At 56.7% G+C, this 15388-nt stretch carries 15 protein-coding genes; 4 read left to right on the top strand and 11 right to left on the bottom strand.

The features are described from left to right. The first annotated feature begins 64 nt into the window (after nucleotides 1–64). Complete coding sequence (locus E1180_RS08115; RefSeq protein WP_155190674.1) at nucleotides 65–1024, top strand: helix-turn-helix domain-containing GNAT family N-acetyltransferase; 960 nt, start codon at nucleotides 65–67, stop codon at nucleotides 1022–1024. 17 nt (nucleotides 1025–1041) lie between these two features. Here E1180_RS08115 and E1180_RS08110 read toward each other — a convergent pair whose 3' ends face one another. The 4 genes from E1180_RS08110 to E1180_RS08095 all read right to left on the bottom strand — a co-directional run bounded on the left by E1180_RS08110 (nucleotide 1042) and on the right by E1180_RS08095 (nucleotide 4286). Then, nucleotides 1042–1563: a GNAT family N-acetyltransferase gene (locus E1180_RS08110; RefSeq protein ID WP_155190673.1), complete on the bottom strand. Its 522-nt coding sequence runs from the start codon at nucleotides 1561–1563 to the stop codon at nucleotides 1042–1044. A gap of 31 nt (nucleotides 1564–1594) precedes the next feature. Beyond that, on the bottom strand, nucleotides 1595–2407 hold the full coding sequence (gene pssA / locus E1180_RS08105) for a CDP-diacylglycerol--serine O-phosphatidyltransferase (protein WP_341873549.1): 813 nt from the start codon (nucleotides 2405–2407) through the stop codon (nucleotides 1595–1597). Nucleotides 2408–2474: 67 nt separating this feature from the next. Next, a complete protein-coding gene (locus tag E1180_RS08100) occupies nucleotides 2475–3179 on the bottom strand; it encodes a phosphatidylserine decarboxylase (RefSeq protein ID WP_155190672.1) in 705 nt (234 codons plus the stop codon). Between the two features lie 156 nt (nucleotides 3180–3335). Further along, nucleotides 3336–4286, bottom strand: coding sequence for a LysR family transcriptional regulator (locus tag E1180_RS08095; RefSeq protein WP_155190671.1), 951 nt, complete (start codon nucleotides 4284–4286; stop codon nucleotides 3336–3338). 775 nt (nucleotides 4287–5061) lie between these two features. Between E1180_RS08095 and E1180_RS08090 the strand changes: the two genes are divergently transcribed. After that, nucleotides 5062–5244 carry a hypothetical protein gene (locus E1180_RS08090; protein WP_155190670.1) on the top strand — a complete coding sequence of 61 codons (183 nt, stop codon included), beginning with the start codon at nucleotides 5062–5064 and terminating at the stop codon, nucleotides 5242–5244. A 34-nt stretch (nucleotides 5245–5278) separates the two neighbouring features. Here the strand turns inward: E1180_RS08090 and E1180_RS08085 are convergent, their stop codons facing one another. The 3 genes from E1180_RS08085 to E1180_RS08075 all read right to left on the bottom strand — a co-directional run bounded on the left by E1180_RS08085 (nucleotide 5279) and on the right by E1180_RS08075 (nucleotide 9475). Then, nucleotides 5279–7114 carry an ABCB family ABC transporter ATP-binding protein/permease gene (locus E1180_RS08085; RefSeq protein ID WP_155190703.1) on the bottom strand — a complete coding sequence of 612 codons (1836 nt, stop codon included), beginning with the start codon at nucleotides 7112–7114 and terminating at the stop codon, nucleotides 5279–5281. A gap of 150 nt (nucleotides 7115–7264) precedes the next feature. Next, on the bottom strand, nucleotides 7265–7654 hold the full coding sequence (locus tag E1180_RS08080) for an ArsR/SmtB family transcription factor (protein WP_155190669.1): 390 nt from the start codon (nucleotides 7652–7654) through the stop codon (nucleotides 7265–7267). Between the two features lie 129 nt (nucleotides 7655–7783). Continuing rightward, nucleotides 7784–9475: a LysM peptidoglycan-binding domain-containing protein gene (locus tag E1180_RS08075; RefSeq protein WP_155190668.1), complete on the bottom strand. Its 1692-nt coding sequence runs from the start codon at nucleotides 9473–9475 to the stop codon at nucleotides 7784–7786. 303 nt (nucleotides 9476–9778) lie between these two features. On the opposite strand from E1180_RS08075, the gene E1180_RS08070 reads away from it, so the two are divergent. Together E1180_RS08070 and E1180_RS08065 are read left to right on the top strand one after the other, a co-directional pair. Next, the gene (locus E1180_RS08070) at nucleotides 9779–10396 is read left to right on the top strand and encodes an LOG family protein (protein WP_155190667.1); all 618 of its coding nucleotides are present in this window, start codon (nucleotides 9779–9781) and stop codon (nucleotides 10394–10396) included. A 105-nt stretch (nucleotides 10397–10501) separates the two neighbouring features. Next, nucleotides 10502–11755, top strand: a complete 1254-nt coding sequence (locus E1180_RS08065; RefSeq protein ID WP_155190666.1) for a GGDEF domain-containing response regulator — start codon at nucleotides 10502–10504, stop codon at nucleotides 11753–11755. 10 nt (nucleotides 11756–11765) lie between these two features. Here E1180_RS08065 and rarD read toward each other — a convergent pair whose 3' ends face one another. From rarD to E1180_RS08045, 4 genes are all read right to left on the bottom strand, one after another. Continuing rightward, nucleotides 11766–12680 carry an EamA family transporter RarD gene (gene rarD / locus E1180_RS08060; protein WP_155190665.1) on the bottom strand — a complete coding sequence of 305 codons (915 nt, stop codon included), beginning with the start codon at nucleotides 12678–12680 and terminating at the stop codon, nucleotides 11766–11768. Between the two features lie 125 nt (nucleotides 12681–12805). After that, nucleotides 12806–14401 carry a citramalate synthase gene (gene cimA / locus E1180_RS08055; protein WP_155190702.1) on the bottom strand — a complete coding sequence of 532 codons (1596 nt, stop codon included), beginning with the start codon at nucleotides 14399–14401 and terminating at the stop codon, nucleotides 12806–12808. Next, nucleotides 14401–14904, bottom strand: coding sequence for a GFA family protein (locus E1180_RS08050; RefSeq protein WP_155190664.1), 504 nt, complete (start codon nucleotides 14902–14904; stop codon nucleotides 14401–14403). Before E1180_RS08050 ends, cimA begins: the two co-directional genes overlap by 1 nt. Beyond that, on the bottom strand, nucleotides 14901–15380 hold the full coding sequence (locus E1180_RS08045) for a GFA family protein (RefSeq protein WP_155190663.1): 480 nt from the start codon (nucleotides 15378–15380) through the stop codon (nucleotides 14901–14903). The genes E1180_RS08050 and E1180_RS08045 overlap by 4 nt, the downstream gene beginning before the upstream one ends. Between the last annotated feature and the right edge of the window lie 8 nt (nucleotides 15381–15388).

Raw genomic sequence — 15388 nt, 5'->3', positions numbered from 1 at the left:
ATCCCGCTTGCCAGTATGCAGATCACCTCATATAGTTGCTTTATACAACTATATGGAATTTCCGATGACCTCCCCTTCTCCCGATCTCATTCATTCCATCCGCGCGGCCTCCCGTCAGCTCGTGCGTGAACTTGGGTTTCTCGACAAGACCATCGCCGGAACGGATCTGTCCGGATCGGGCGTGCATGCAATTGTCGAAATCGGCCAGCGCCCCGGTCTTACCGCAAAAGATCTTGGTGCTATCCTCAAGCTTGAAAAATCGACCGTCAGCCGCCTGGTCAAGTCACTGGAAGAACGGGGGGAAATCTTTCTGACACGGTCAGAGGCCGATGGCCGTGCCTTCGGACTTAGCCTGACCCGGACCGGCAAGGAGACCCTGAAGGCCATCGACGGTTTTGGAAACAATCAGGTCCGCACAGCCCTTTCGAAGACGAATGGGATGAGCGGAGAGGCAATCGCCGAAGCTCTCAGGATATATGCCGAAGCCCTGCGTCCGCCCGAAGCAGCCGGTTTGCCCACCTTTACTGAGGAAACCTTCGAGATTGCCGAAGGCTATCAGACGGGAATGATCGGCGATATCGCCGCCCTTCACGGCCGCACGCATGGCCCTATCGTTGGGATGGGGCCCACATTTGAGAGTGTTGTTGCGAAGGCCATGGCCGAGTTCATGCCAAGGGTCGACCGGCCGATGAACAACAGCTGGAGTATTCTGGAAAACCAAGCCGTGATTGGCTCCATCTCGATTGACGGCGAAGACCTGGGCAACAATGTTGCACACCTGCGCTGGTTCATCCTGTCAGAGCGCCTGCGCGGAAAGGGATTGGGCAAAGTTCTACTCCGCAAGGCAGTGGAGCATTGCGACCAATTGGGATTTGAGGAAATCCATCTCTGGACGTTAAAGGGATTAGATGCTGCCCGGGCGCTTTACGAAAAACATGGTTTTGATCTGGCCGATGAATATCTCGGCGATCAGTGGGGCCGGGAAGTGATCGAACAGAAGTTTATCCGGAAGCGGCCGATGTGATCCAGAGCGCGGCAGGCTCACGCCCAGAGAGCGGGATCCTGCCACGGCCCGGGGACAACAAGTTTTCCTGCAAGGCCCTGACCGGCAGGTGTCAAATCCATGGACTGCCAGGCGCTTTTCCAGGCATCGGGGATTGGGTGCGGCGTGAGGATGCCCACCTCTTCCCGGAAACCAAACCGGCCATAGTAATTGGGATCGCCAAGGACCAGCACTTTCCCGATACCGTCCTTTTGAAGGCGCATATTTCCGTGTTTGATTAAGGCGGATCCGCACCCAATCCGTTGATTTTCCGGGGCAACACAAACAGGACCAAGAAGTGCAACCGCTCTCTCAACGCGGTCCATACCACACAGTGTGAAAACACAATGCCCGGCAACCAAGCCATCGCACAGGGCAGTCAGGGACAGGCAATCCGTCCCGGCAGCGAGCAGGTTTCGCACAAGCGGCAAAAGATCCTCGTCGGGAAATGCGGCTGGGTAGATCCGCTCAATAGCGCCGTGGTCTTCAGAGCAGGTCGGCCGGATCTGCAGATTGGTCATTCTCTGCCCTTCCTGAGAAACTCAAATCAAATCAGCTGCCATGATCCTTGTCGCGGTCGCCGATATGGTCGAGATCAATGTCGCCTTCATCGCCATCATCGTCCACTGCAAGATTGGCGTCGGCCAGTATGAGGTTGCGATGAGCGCGCCACGAGAGCGGAATTGAAGCCAGATAGAGCACCGACCCCGCAGCCAGCATGCGGAATGGGTAGCTGACGGTCAGCGCAACAATCAGCACCGCCAAAACGAACAAGGGCAACACATAGTCGCGCCGCACACGTGTTCCCAGCGTCTTGCCCGAATAAGTCGGCAAACGGCTGATCAACAGAAAGGCAATCGCGATCGTATACGCAGCGACGACGGCACTTTCGGCGAACCAATGCGGGAAAAGCCCGAGAAATTCGAAATAGAGCGGCAACAAAACCGTCAGCGCCCCGGCCGGAGCTGGCACACCCGTGAAGAAACGCCCAGCCCAAGCCGGTTTTGCCGGATCGTCCAGCGCAACATTGAAACGGGCAAGACGCAGCGCGGCGCAAATGGCGAAGACCAGGGCTGCGATCCAGCCGAGATTGCCCGCATCCTTGAGGATCCACAAATAGAGCATCAAGGCCGGTGTCACGCCGAAATTCACGAAATCCGCCAGCGAGTCGAGCTCCGCTCCGAACTTTGAGGTGCCCTTCATGAGCCGCGCGACACGGCCATCCAGCCCGTCCAGCACAGCTGCAAGCAAAACGGCTCCGACCGCGAACTCCCAGCGCCCCTCCATTGCCATACGCACAGCGGTGAGCCCTGAACACAGGGCCAGCAGTGTCACCATGTTAGGGATGATCAGGCGCAAGGGCACCCGGCGGAACCTTGGGCTCCGCTTGGCCTTCGCGCCCGGACTGGAAGGGACTTCGCTCACGATTACCTCAGCTTACCCGTGTCATGACTTGGCCTTCCGGCTGTTGCTCCGCCAGATCAGCCAGAACGGTTTCGCCGGCAATCATCGTCTGGCCCAAGGCAACCTTCGGTACTGTGCCTTCGGGCATGTAGACATCGAGGCGGGATCCGAAACGAATGAGCCCGAACCGCTCGCCAGCGGAAAGCGCCTCGCCTTCCCGGACAAAACAGACAATCCGGCGGGCAACGAGGCCGGCGATCTGAACGACGCCGATTTCAGTTCCATTGTTATCGATCACGAGGCCGTTGCGCTCGTTGTCATCGCTAGCCTTGTCCAGCTCCGCGTTGAGGAACTTGCCTGCCCGGTAAGCAACGCGCTTGATCTGCCCAGAAACCGGCGCACGGTTCACATGACAATTGAAAACGTTCATGAAAATCGACACACGAACCAAAGGCTCTGATCCAAGGCCAAGCTCTTCAGGTGGACGCACCGGACCCACATGGCTGACTACCCCGTCGGCCGGGGACACCACCAGCGTGTCGCCCACCGGCGTCACCCGTTGCGGATCGCGGAAGAAGTAGCAAACCCAACCGGTCAACGCGAGACCGATGTAAAAGAGCGGATCGACAAAGTAACCGATCACCAGTGTCGCAACGAGGGCGATGGCAATGAACGGCCAGCCTTCGCGGTGAATTGGAACCAGGGATTTAGTAACGGAATCGACAATCGACATAATTCAGCTTTCAGCATCCTGAGACGGAAACGTATATGGAACGCCCTGTAAATTCTCGACAAGTAAACAGAGCCGACAAAGCGCAATCTCCGCACCCCGCCTTTCGGTCCGCTTCTAGAAGCTTTTTCTCGGCATGAGAACCGTTTTCGGCGCATTTCATGCGCTTTTTGCAGCCGGGATACCGAGATTGACCGCGCCGGCGTCGCGGTAGTCGCTCTCCCAATATGGTGGGCGGCCATATTTTGAGATCAAGAAGTCAACAAAGGCCGAGATTTTTGGTGCCACAAACTTTGCGGGTGGATAGACCGCGTAAATATTGCCGGTTCGCGCAACGGGATATCGGGTCATAACTTCGACAAGCTTACCGTCCCGCAAATCCTCCCAGACATGAGCCATCGATTTCACTGTCAGCCCAAGACCATAAACCGCGGCGTCATACGCAAAGTCGCCGCTATCACCCGAAACAACTGGATGGTCCGGCTGAAACGGAACCTCGCCGTCCGGCCCCTTGAAATACCAGACGCGCATCGGATCAAATCCGATACAGTCGTGCCGCCGAAGATCTTCTGGGGTCTCTGGGACACCTTTTCGGTCCAGATAGGCCGGGCTGGCGCACAAGACGCGCGGATTACCACCAAGTTTGCGAGCCATCAGGCTGCTGTCCGGTAATGGAGCCCCGCGGATCGCCATGTCATAGCCCTCCCCGACCAGATCAACCAGACGATCCGTCATGTTAATTTCCAACCGAAGGTCCGGATGAAGCTGCCGGAATTCAGCCAGGTACGGAAGCATGTGTTTCCGGCCAAAAAAGACATTCGAGGAGATCCGCAAGGTCCCACGTGGCGCCTCTTCAGACGCACTAATCTCCGAACGCGCAAGGCTCAATTCCTGAAGAGCGACCCGAGAGTGCTTTAGGAACACTTCGCCCGCCTCGGTCAACGACGTCCGCCGCGTGGTGCGTGCGACCAACTGTGTGCCAAGCTCCTTTTCCAGATTGCTCAAACGCGTACTCGATGCCGATGGCGACAAGCCGAATTCCCGGCCAGCCGCGGACAGGCTGCCAAGCACTGCAACGCGCTCAAAGAACTGTAGATCATCAAAGCGCATTATTCGATTTCCCAGAAAGGTGACGTGCGATAAAGCCCAATTCTTCGATAAATCATTATATCCGATAACAGCTCCGTCGCAAAGAAGGAGACCAACATGTTTCATACAGGAGATCAATACGAAGTACGGGCCCGCGCTGAACGCCACCTTGAATTGCGCAGGCTCATGCAGTGTTTCATCGCCTTTTTCAAGGCGATTCCAAATAGCCGGCATCGCGATACCACAAAGACGTCCTGCCACGGTGAAGGTACGGATCGCACAGCGCCCAGCAATAGCTAGAGGAGCCAATGCCATTATTCGAATTATTTGAAATATCCCTTCAATCGAACCCCAATTCTTCAACACTCCAACACATGGGATAACACGCTCATCAACCCGAAGGAGATCGTCATGTTCCACACAGCAGACATATTCGAAACTCGTGCCCGCGCTGAACGCCACCAAGAACTACGCCGTTTGATCTCAGCCCTTTCAAGCTTTTTGAAAAGACGTCCTACCGGAAAAAACGGAACGTCACCGGACCCGCTAGCATGTGCCAATGACATCGATACTGGAACACTGCGCGCAGCTTAGCTCACCGGCTCTCCCCGGGCGGAAGCGCCACGACAGACTTCTTCAATCTCTATGTTGCCGCGTCACGGCACACAGACAGCCCAAGAACAGCGATATGGACATCCATTCTTCGATTTTCTTGAAGGATGTCTTCAAGACAACCCCAATTCTTCAAAACCGCAGTACATGAGATAACGCAGTCATCACCTTAGAGGAGACCGACATGTTGCATTCAGGAGATACTTTTGAAATCCGCGCACGGGCAGCCCGCAACAGCGAACTACGCCGTTTGGCAAAAGCCGTTACCAGCTATTTCTGGAGCCAGGGGCCGTCCCGTCCGGCCAGGCAGCAAGGCCAGATGGATGGTGCCAACGATCATCACGTCTCAATTTCACGGGTTGCCTGACAGACCGTGATGGCGATCGCAGACCGGCTTCCCCCTATGACGGCACAAAATCTGCGGGCTGCCCCCTCGTGACGATACCGAACTCATCATTTTCACGTGCAGCCCGCAACCTTTCCTCGGCTTCGTCCGCTTCCCGTTGACGGGCCCACATGGAGGCATAAAGGCCATTCTTGTCGAGCAGTTCCAGATGTGTTCCCCGCTCGGCAATCTGACCGGCTTCCAAAACAATGATCTGATCCGCATTGACCACGGTAGAAAGCCGGTGGGCAATCACGAGCGTGGTCCGGTTTTTCGATACCTGATCGAGCGCTGACTGAATTTCCCGCTCCGTATGCGTATCGAGTGCAGACGTGGCCTCATCCAGAATAAGAATGGGCGGGGCTTTCAGGATCGTCCGCGCGATGGCAACACGCTGCTTTTCCCCGCCGGAGAGCTTCAATCCGCGCTCGCCGACCTCGGACTGATAGCCCTGCGGAAGATTCTCGATGAAATCCTGGATTTGCGCCATCCGCGCAGCCTCCCGCACCTCTTCATCGGTTGCATCCGGCCGCCCGTAGCGGATGTTGTAGGCAATGGTATCGTTGAAGAGCACGGTATCCTGCGGGACCATACCGATTGCAAGCCGGACGCTTTCCTGGGTGACATCTCTGACGTCTTGTCCGTCAATCTCCACCGCTCCCCCGCTGACATCATAGAAGCGGAAGAGAAGACGGGAAATCGTGGACTTCCCAGCACCTGACGGTCCGACAATGGCGATGGACTTTCCAGCCGGCACTTCAAAATCGATCCCCTTCAGGATGGGCCGATCAGCATCATAGTGAAAGCGGACGTCCTTGAAGCGGATGGCGCCTTCAACCGCCTTGAGCGGGGCCGCATCAGGTTTGTCCTTGATCTCCGCGGGAACCAGCAGGAGATCGAACATGGATTCGATATCGGCAAGACCTTGCCGGATCTCCCGGTACAAGAACCCGATGAAGTTGAGCGGGATCGAGATCTGCATCAAGAGCGCATTGATCAGCACAAAATCGCCAATGTTCTGCTCTCCCGCCATCACGGCCCGCGCCGACAGCGCCATACATGCCGCCATGCCGATCCCGAGGATGACGGATTGCCCAAGGTTCAGCCATGCCAGCGACGTCCATGTTTTCGTTGCCGCCTTTTCATACTTTTGCATCGAGACATCGAAGCGGGCTGCTTCCATCTTCTCGTTGCCGAAGTATTTGACCGTTTCGAAGTTTAGCAGGCTGTCGATGGCTTTGGAGTTGGCATCCGTGTCACTGTCATTCATCTCCCGGCGAATGCCGATCCGCCAGTTGGACGTTTTGATCGTGAACCAGACATAAGCCGCGATCATCACGGCAACGATGATAACGTAGGAAAAACCGAACTGGTACCAGATCACGGCTGCCATGATGGCAAACTCGAAAATTGTCGGAACCCCATTCAGGATCGTGAACCGGACGATGGATTCGATCCCCTTCACCCCCCTTTCAATCACACGGCTTAAACCGCCGGTGCGCCGGGCCAGATGAAAGCGCAAGGACAGCTGGTGCAAATGGCGGAAGGTCAGATTGGCAAGCTGGCGCACGGCATGCTGACCCACCCTTGCAAAAAGCGCATCGCGCAACTGATTAAAGGCAACGGCAAAAATCCGGGCAGCATTGTATGCGAGAACCAGCATCACCGGAGCTACGAGAAAAGCAGGCAGACCATTCTCCTCGCCCGCAAGCGCATCCGTTGCCCAGGCAAAGAAATAGGGCGACAGAACCGTGATAAATTTGGCGATGATCAGCGCGAAAACTGCAAGAAGGACGCGTTTTTTCAGGTCTGGCCGGTCTGACGGCCAGATATATGGCCAAAGGTTGCGCAGGGTTGAAAGCGTATCGCCTTCGTCCGCACTGACAACCTTGTTTGAAGGGTTCGATTTGGGTCCGCTCTCACCGGAAGAGGCCGTCGTTTGCGGAGCTGATGTGGTCTGATCTGTCAAAAATTATCTCCCGGCCATGGGGTGGCCGATCTATTACTTTGTCTTGGCGTGCGTTTTAAAATCGGGCAATTGCTCGATGTTTACTCTGGCCTGGTCAAGGCGTTTCCAAAATGACTGCGCGCTTTGCTCAGCCTCAGCCATCTTGTCCCAGTTCAGGCAGTAATGGCAGTTCCGGCCACGTGTGACACACGTTAGAAGCCCAGCGTCTTTAAGCACCTGCAGGTGTTGTGAAACAGTCGACTGGGCAAGAGGCAGGGCGTCGACAATGGCACCGCAACAGGCCTGCTCCTCTGCTGCGAGTTTTTGTATAATCGCTAAACGTGCCGGATGGCCCAAAGCGCGGAAGATCGACGCAAGTCCATCGCACATCGAAGCTGTTTCAGACGGTGGCGCGGAGCTCGAAGAAACAACGGTTTCTGTCATTTCGTGTCTCCCTTTCTTTCCGCATCTCATCGTAGATATGCGATGGTTTGGACAAAAGACAAGGCAAAACAAAAAAGGCCGGGTCCCAATCTGGTCCCCGGCCTTTTAACAGAAAGCAAGATGGTCGGTTTATCCGTTTTGGCCATCCTGACCGGTTTCTTGCGGCCAGTTGAGGTCACCTTCCGGAGTTAAGAAGACCTGGCCCGGGTAAATGAGATCCGGGTTCCGGATTTGATCCTGGTTGGCCTGATAGATGGTCGTGTACCGGATGCCATCGCCGTACAGGCGGCGGGAGATCCGCCACAAGTTATCGCCCTTGCGGATGATCACAACCGGAAGGGCCTTTTTGACGTCGGCTGCCTGCGCATCGGAGCCGGACGCCTCGCCGCTTGCGACCACTTTCGTCAAGACGATCTGTTCGTCCTGTTCTTTTTCGAAAGTCACGGCCGCCCGTGCATCGACCGAACTTCCGTCTTCTGCAATCAGGTCCGCGCGGACTTCGACATCCCCCTCGGCAACGTTCTTGTCGCCTTCGACCAGCCATTTGCCGGTTGAGCCGACCTGAGCCTCGCCCTGGAAATCGTCCCCGACATAGACCCGGACGGAAGACCCCGGCTCTCCGGTTCCGGCGACAAAAACCTTGTCTTGTTCTGATTCAACCGCTTCCACGGTCACCGTCGGTGCGGCATCGGTTGCGGGGGCAGGTGCTTGCGCGTCCGCCGTTTCCTGGCTGGTGGCCTGGTCCTGCGCATCCGGTGCTGTGGCAACACCGGCTTGTTCAGCTGGCTGATCGTCAACCGGAGCATCCGCATCCGGTGCCAATGCCAGGGTGTTCGCATCTGCGCCGCTCTCGACGCCCGTAGCGGATTGAGACGCTGTCCCGGCAGGATCTCCGCCGGATTGGTCTTGCGAAGCGGCGGCAACAGCTTGGGTCTCCGACCCGTTGTCTGTTGCACCTGTTGGGGATTGGTCCGCCAGCGGCTCATCGGTTCCTGCGGGCGCTGTTGCAGATGCGGTTTGGGCCGCACCGCTCTCCTCCGCACCGGCAGCAGATTGGGATGCATCCGGCGCCGGTGCGACGGCAGCCATAGCGGTCTCGGTCCCTGCTGCGTCGGCAGGTGCTTCCGCAGTAGCGGTTACGTCCGTTTCCGGAGCTGTTGAAGCCGTGTCCGTGCTCTCAGGCTCTGGTGTTACAGGGGTCTCGTCCGCCTGCGCTACCGTAACGTCTTCGGTGTCCGGTTTTTGCAAAATGTCAGACGGCCCGTCCGGTGTATTCAAGACAACCAAAGGCTGCTCCTGCCCGCCTTCCGGAAGGGACACGATCACGCGCTCCTCGGAAGTGCCGAGTGCTTTACCGGTATCGTCCTGAACCTCAAGACCGACGTCATAATCGCCTGGCTTCAAGGGCTGGTCGAGGATGATGGTCCATTCCCCGGCCTCATTGGCAACGCTTTTGCCAACCACCTCGCCATTCGCCGTCAAGGCGACGATTGCACCGGCGTCGGACCGTCCGGCGACAACCGTTTCCCCTGTTGGCTCGATCCCGACCACATCAAAGCTCGGGCCGATCCGGTCCGCTATCCCGGCAGCGTCACTGGCAGCTTCCGCGACCGCTCCACCGTCTTCCGTCGTATCGGCGGGCTGGTTCGTTTCCGGTGCGCTTGCGGCGGTTTCAGTCGCGGCACCAGCCTCTTCCGAGGCCTCTTGCGTTTGCTGCGGGGTGACAGATCCCTGCCCCTGGTAGAGATATCCAATACCCAAAGCCGCCAAACCAATCGGCACAGCAGCAATCAACGCCCAGGTTAAAGTGTTTTTATTCATCTCTCGTCCCCAGAAACCGTCGCCGAATGAAGCATTCCGGTTCTCTTCCCAACCCGCACTGAAGCAAGTGCCAACGCAGACCTTGTTCAGATCAGCAGGCGATAAACCGGATGCATCTATCGCCCATAGCCAATCTCATTTTAAAGTGGCAAGCACTTGGCGTTTCCTTCAAGCTGCCTGCTGACCCTGTTAAAGTTCTGCATACCCCTTCTTGCATCATCCAGCAAGAAATCACCGGGCATCCGTTTGCTTTCAAACAGAATGCTTGACCAAAACCAGCCGTCAATGCCACACAATTGAGCCATGAATACGATTTCTGAAAATAAGCTCACAAGTGTCTGTGTTTATTGCGGCTCCAGCTTCGGCGCCGACCCGCTTTATGAGGCGGTTGCGACCCATCTCGGCCAGCTTTTGGGGGATGCCGGGCTGCGCCTTGTGTATGGCGGAGGCGCTGTAGGTCTCATGGGCACCGTCGCGCGCGCGGCCCTGGAAAGCGGCGGCAAAGTGACCGGAATCATCCCGCACTTCCTCGAAGAACGGGAAGTCATGCTGGACACGCTGGAAGATTTGGTCATCACGGACAACATGCATGAACGCAAACAGTTGATGTTCCAAAAATCGGACGCCTTCATTGCACTTCCCGGCGGGATCGGCACCCTTGAAGAGACCGTGGAAATGATGACTTGGGCCCAGCTTGGGCAGCATCGCAAACCGGTTGTCCTTGCCAACATAAACGGGTTCTGGTCGCCACTCCTGGAACTGTTCGATCACATGAGATCGCAGGGCTTTATTCGCCCGGAAACCGAGGTCCCCTATCTCGTTGCCGACAGCCTTGACGATGTTCTCCAGATGTTGCGGGAAGCTGTCTCATTTACAACCGCAGAACACGCAACGGGTGTGGCGGCGATTAAGGATCTGTGATCAGGAGCAGATCGCCAGCCAATCATCAGCATCTTTACTGATTTGAAGTGATCCGCCTGCGAATATGCCGTAAGGTGAAATAAAGAGGAATGGAACCCCCGCCCGATGCAAACGACCCTTCTCGTTGAAGATGCAGCGTTTTTTGAGAAGGCGATCGTCAAGAAATTGCACGAAGTCGGCCGCAACCAGATCATGGTTGCCCGCAACTATGCGGAAGCTGAAAGCTGTCTGGACCTTCCTATTGGCGAACCCGATCTTGCCCTAGTCGATCTGACCCTACCCGATGCGCCGGACGGCGAAATTGTTGAGTTGTGCCGCCAGCGCGGAATTCCGACAATTGTTTTCACCAGCCGGCTGGACCCGAAGGTCCGGGCGAAAATGCTCGATCATGGCGTGATCGATTATGTGCTCAAGGATTCGCCCGGCAGTCTGGACTATGTCGCGGACCTGATCCGCAAGTTGGCTCAGAACCCGAAAATTGGCGTTCTTGTTCTGGATGATGCGCCGGTCGAGCTGGACGCCATCGCCCAGATTGTCTCTAAACATCTTTATAAGGTTTACAAGGCGAGGTCTTCCAAGGAAGCGTTGGAAACCCTGAAGACTCATCCGGATATCAAACTCGTGCTCAGCGACTATTTCATGCCGGAGCAGGATGGCTTTGCTTTTTTGAAGGAAGTCCGGCGCCGCCACAGCCGGGACCAGGTCGTCGTGATCGGCATGTCTTCCTTCGCCAATCCCGACAATCGGGTCCGCTTCTTGAAATACGGAGCGGCTGACTTTGTCGACAAGAATTGCTCGCCAGAAGAGCTGCTCTTGCGGATTTCGCAGAACCTTGAGTTCATCTACCGGATCGAAGAGCTCAACAACATGGCAATGCGAGACTTTTTGACCGGTCTCTACAATCGCCGGTTCCTGTTCGATACGGCCGCACCGCAAATGAAAGGCTGGCAGGACGAGGGAGATAGCGGCAACTGGCTCGCCTTGTTTGATCTGGACTCTTTCAAGGAAATCAACGACGAACTTGGTCACGATTATGGGGACGCCGTTCTCGTGAACTTCGCGACGCATCTGAAGAAGATGAGCAACCAAGCTGACTATATCATCCGGCTCGGCGGTGACGAATTCTGTGCCATCCTGCGTAACCGCACCGAGGCCGAGGTGACCGATCTTCTGTCCAACTTTTTAGAGCAGATCGACAAGACACACGTCCGGTGCAACGGAAAAATGCTCCAGATCAAGACTAGCATCGGAACGGCCCGGATCGAAAAGGGCAATCTTGCAGATTCCCTTCGAAATGCTGACATGCGTCTCTACTCAGCCAAACGCGCCGGACGCGGACGGCTCGTATCATCCGGCTGATCTATCTGCTTCAAGCGTGCCTTTTGCGGAAACGCCGCCAGCTGTCATAGGTAAAGACAGCGAGTGCACCCCAAATCATCAAAAAACCGATGAATTTCGTCTGATCAAGAGGCTCACCCCAGACATAGACTGCCATCAGGAAATGGATGGACGGTGCTATGTATTGCATCAGCCCAATCATGAAGAGCGGCAACCGGCGCGCGGCCGACGAAAAACAGATGAGCGGCAAAGCCGTGATGATCCCGGTTCCGGCAAGTGCCAGGAGCACCGGTATATCGCCCAAGACCAGTGCGTCCCGCCCCATGCCGAGGCCAACCAATATGTATAGCGTTGCGAGTGGGAACAGCAGGACCGTTTCCACAAACATGCCCGGTGTTGCCTTCACCGGCGTTACCTTGCGCACATATCCGTATCCGGCAAAGGAAAAGGCAAGAACCAGAGACACCCACGGCAACCCTCCGGCAAGAACGGCCTGTGTCAGGACCGCGATTGCAGCAACGCCGACGGCTATCCACTGACCGGTTGTCAGTCTTTCATGCAAGATGACAAGACCTGCCAGAATGCTGACGAGTGGATTGATGAAGTAACCGAGGGACACGTCCAGCACTTGTTCATTGGCAATCGCCCAGACGAACACGAGCCAGTTCACGGCGATCAGTGAGGCAGACGCCATAAGCCCCATGACCACCTTGGGTTGACGGAAAACCTCGCGGACTTCCGGCCAACGGCCGCGGATATACAAAAACAGGCCGACGAACAAAACGGACCACAGGATCCGGTGCGCCACGACCAGATCCGCCGAGACCGTGTCTGTCAGCTTGTAGTAGGCCGGAAAAAAGCCCCACATCCCGTAGGCTGCAAGGCCGAACAGCACGCCTTCCCGGTATTCACGTTCGGCAGCGGAGCCGGATGTGGCCTGCGTCATGAAGACAGCCTTTCTGAAGCAGCGCAGGCGTAGCCGGGCGCTTTACCCTTAAGAATGCGCAGGGCTCTGCGAACCACTGTCAGAGCGGCTGCAATCAGGACCCCGTCGGAAACGCTCTGCCGGTCTCAGGAAGATCCGGCTTTCAGCAGCGCAAATGTGATGGAATCGACCAATGCCTGAAACGACGCATCGACGATGTTGGAAGAGACACCTATGGTGAACCAGCGCCGCTGGGTCCTGGCATCATGGCTTTCGATCAGAACCCTTGTCACTGCGTCGGTGCCGCCATTCAAGATGCGCACCTTATAGTCGATCAGCTCCAGCCCTTCAATCGCGGCCTGATACTTTCCAAGGTCCTTGCGCAAGGCCATGTCGAGCGCATTGACCGGGCCGTTTCCTTCGGCCACCGACATCCGGGTTTCACCATCGACAGCCACCTTGACCACCGCTTCGGAGACCGTGATCAGATCACCGATGGCGTTGAACCGCCGCTCGACCATGACCTTGAAGGAATCGACCTGAAAAAAGTCTGGAACCTCGCCCAATGCACGCCGGGCCAACAGCTCGAAGGACGCATCAGCAGCCTCATAGGCATAGCCCTCGGCCTCCCTCTCCTTTACCCTGGCCAGCAGAGCGTCAAGGCGGGGATCGCTTTTGTCGACCGTAATGCCGACCCTTGAAAGCTCGCCGAGAAGATTCGACTTTCCAGCCTGATCGGACACAAGAACCCGGCGCTGGTTGCCAACACTTTCCGGCATGACATGTTCGTAGGTCCGCGGATCCTTCAAGATGGCCGAAGCGTGAATACCGGCTTTGGTGGCAAAAGCAGTCTCCCCGACATAAGGCGCGTGCCGGTTGGGAGATCGGTTCAAGATCTCATCGAACGCATGAGAAACCGCCGTGATATCCTTGAGCTGGGCTGCCGAAACACCGATTTCCAGCTTGTCCGCAAACTGCGGCTTCAGCTTCAACGTCGGGATCAACGTGATCAGATTGGCATTGCCGCAACGCTCGCCCAGACCATTCAAAGTGCCCTGAACCTGACGCACACCTGCATCAACTGCCGCCAATGAATTGGCGACCGCATGCCCCGTGTCGTCATGCGTGTGGATGCCGAGATGACTGCCGGGCACAACCTCCTGGACCTGTGTCACGATGGCGTGGATCTCGTCGGGCAGCGTACCGCCGTTTGTGTCGCACAAAACAACCCAGCGCGCACCCGCCTGATAGGCTGTCCGCGCGCAGGCAAGCGCATACTCAGGATTGGCCTTGTACCCGTCAAAAAAATGCTCGCAATCGATCATGGCCTCTTTACCGGCCGCAGTCGCTGCTTTCACCGTGTCTTCAATCGCCTCGAGATTTTCTTCGTTGGTACAGCCAAGCGCGACGTCGACATGATAGTCCCAGGCCTTTGCCACAAAACAGCAGGCGTCCGACTGGCTGGCCAGAATCTGCTGAAGACCGGGATCGTTGGAGGCCGACCGCCCGGCCCGCTTTGTCATGCCGAATGCTGTAAAGATCGCGTTTGTTGTCCGTTTTTCGGCGAAAAACTCTGTATCGGCAGGGTTTGCGCCGGGGTAACCGCCTTCCACATAGTCGACCCCCAGGCGCTCAAGCAGGTCTGCAATCACGATCTTTTCGTTGACGGAAAAATCAACACCGCTTGTTTGCGCGCCGTCGCGCAGGGTCGTGTCAAAAAGGTAAAGGCGGTCTTTGGTCATCATTCTGTTCCGTCGGACATCTTAGGCGCTTCTGGCCATTCCTTGGTATCGTGGTCTGGATGCTGGTGATTGCTTGCGTCAATCTCGGCGATCACATCTGCAAATTCCGGATCATCTTCGGGCCCGCCCGGCAATGTGTGCAGCGCCTCAAAAAATGAAACCTGGTCCCGTAGCCAATGCTGTTTCGTAACGGGGACGCGATCCGGCTCATCAAAAGCTCCGATTGCCAGCCCGATCAATGGGTAGTCGCGATAGGCAAAAACAAGCGGTGTCCCGCACTTGCCGCAGAACCCGCGATCAACCAAATCCGAAGATGCGTAATAATTTGGCTGCCCTCGGGTCCAGGTCAGGTCTTCGTGGCGCACATCGACCAGTGGCGCGAAGAAGTTGCCGAATGCCTTCTGGCACATCCGGCAATGGCAAATACTCGCCTCGCCAAGGGCACCTTGAATGCGGAAGCGAACCGCACCGCATTGACAGCCTCCTGTGTAGGTCTCCGTCATCGGCCGGCCTCCGGCCAGGTATCCGTATCCTGATCTGGGTGCTGGAAGTTGCGGATGCCAGAGAAAACGACTTGAGCTGCAGCTTCCGCGTCTTCTGTCCGGGTGGGAAGTTCTGCAAGCCCCTCGCACCAGGTCAGGCGGCTTTCCAGCCCCAACTGGACTTGCGGCGCAACAAGATCCGGCCGGTCAAGGCTCGCAATCGTGATATCAATATGGGAGCCCTCGAACTCGTAGGTCAGCGGCGTCCCGCAGTCGCGGCAAAATCCGCGCCGGACAAGGTTTGAGCTTTGAAAATATGCCGGTTCTCCGCGCGTCCAACTAAGGTTTTCAACGACAACCAGCGCTGCGAACGGGCCGCCAACGGCCTTTTGACACATGCGGCAGTGGCAAATCGAAGGGCGTTTGAAGCCTTCGGCACAGTACCGGATTGCACCGCACTGGCAGCCTCCTGTGCGGGTGTCTGGTCCTTCCGCCATCCGTTTTG

The sequence above is a fragment of the Roseibium denhamense genome (assembly GCF_009711415.1).
Lineage (GTDB): Bacteria > Pseudomonadota > Alphaproteobacteria > Rhizobiales > Stappiaceae > Roseibium > Roseibium denhamense.
Note: the sequence above shows the minus strand (reverse complement) of the source record. Positions and strands in the feature narration are given on the sequence as shown.

Excerpts from the sequence above, each read along its gene's own strand:
- E1180_RS08080 (WP_155190669.1), bottom strand. The coding sequence starts at position 7,654 with ATGACAGAAACCGTTGTTTCTTCGAGCTCCGCGCCACCGTCTGAAACA.
- E1180_RS08050 (WP_155190664.1), bottom strand. The coding sequence starts at position 14,904 with ATGACGGAGACCTACACAGGAGGCTGTCAATGCGGTGCGGTTCGCTTC.
- E1180_RS08070 (WP_155190667.1), top strand. The coding sequence starts at position 9,779 with ATGAATACGATTTCTGAAAATAAGCTCACAAGTGTCTGTGTTTATTGC.
- E1180_RS08110 (WP_155190673.1), bottom strand. The coding sequence starts at position 1,563 with ATGACCAATCTGCAGATCCGGCCGACCTGCTCTGAAGACCACGGCGCT.
- E1180_RS08065 (WP_155190666.1), top strand. The coding sequence starts at position 10,502 with ATGCAAACGACCCTTCTCGTTGAAGATGCAGCGTTTTTTGAGAAGGCG.
- E1180_RS08115 (WP_155190674.1), top strand. The coding sequence starts at position 65 with ATGACCTCCCCTTCTCCCGATCTCATTCATTCCATCCGCGCGGCCTCC.
- cimA (WP_155190702.1), bottom strand. The coding sequence starts at position 14,401 with ATGACCAAAGACCGCCTTTACCTTTTTGACACGACCCTGCGCGACGGC.
- E1180_RS08100 (WP_155190672.1), bottom strand. The coding sequence starts at position 3,179 with ATGTCGATTGTCGATTCCGTTACTAAATCCCTGGTTCCAATTCACCGC.
- E1180_RS08045 (WP_155190663.1), bottom strand. The coding sequence starts at position 15,380 with ATGGCGGAAGGACCAGACACCCGCACAGGAGGCTGCCAGTGCGGTGCA.
- E1180_RS08075 (WP_155190668.1), bottom strand. The coding sequence starts at position 9,475 with ATGAATAAAAACACTTTAACCTGGGCGTTGATTGCTGCTGTGCCGATT.
- E1180_RS08095 (WP_155190671.1), bottom strand. The coding sequence starts at position 4,286 with ATGCGCTTTGATGATCTACAGTTCTTTGAGCGCGTTGCAGTGCTTGGC.
- E1180_RS08090 (WP_155190670.1), top strand. The coding sequence starts at position 5,062 with ATGTTGCATTCAGGAGATACTTTTGAAATCCGCGCACGGGCAGCCCGC.
- rarD (WP_155190665.1), bottom strand. The coding sequence starts at position 12,680 with ATGACGCAGGCCACATCCGGCTCCGCTGCCGAACGTGAATACCGGGAA.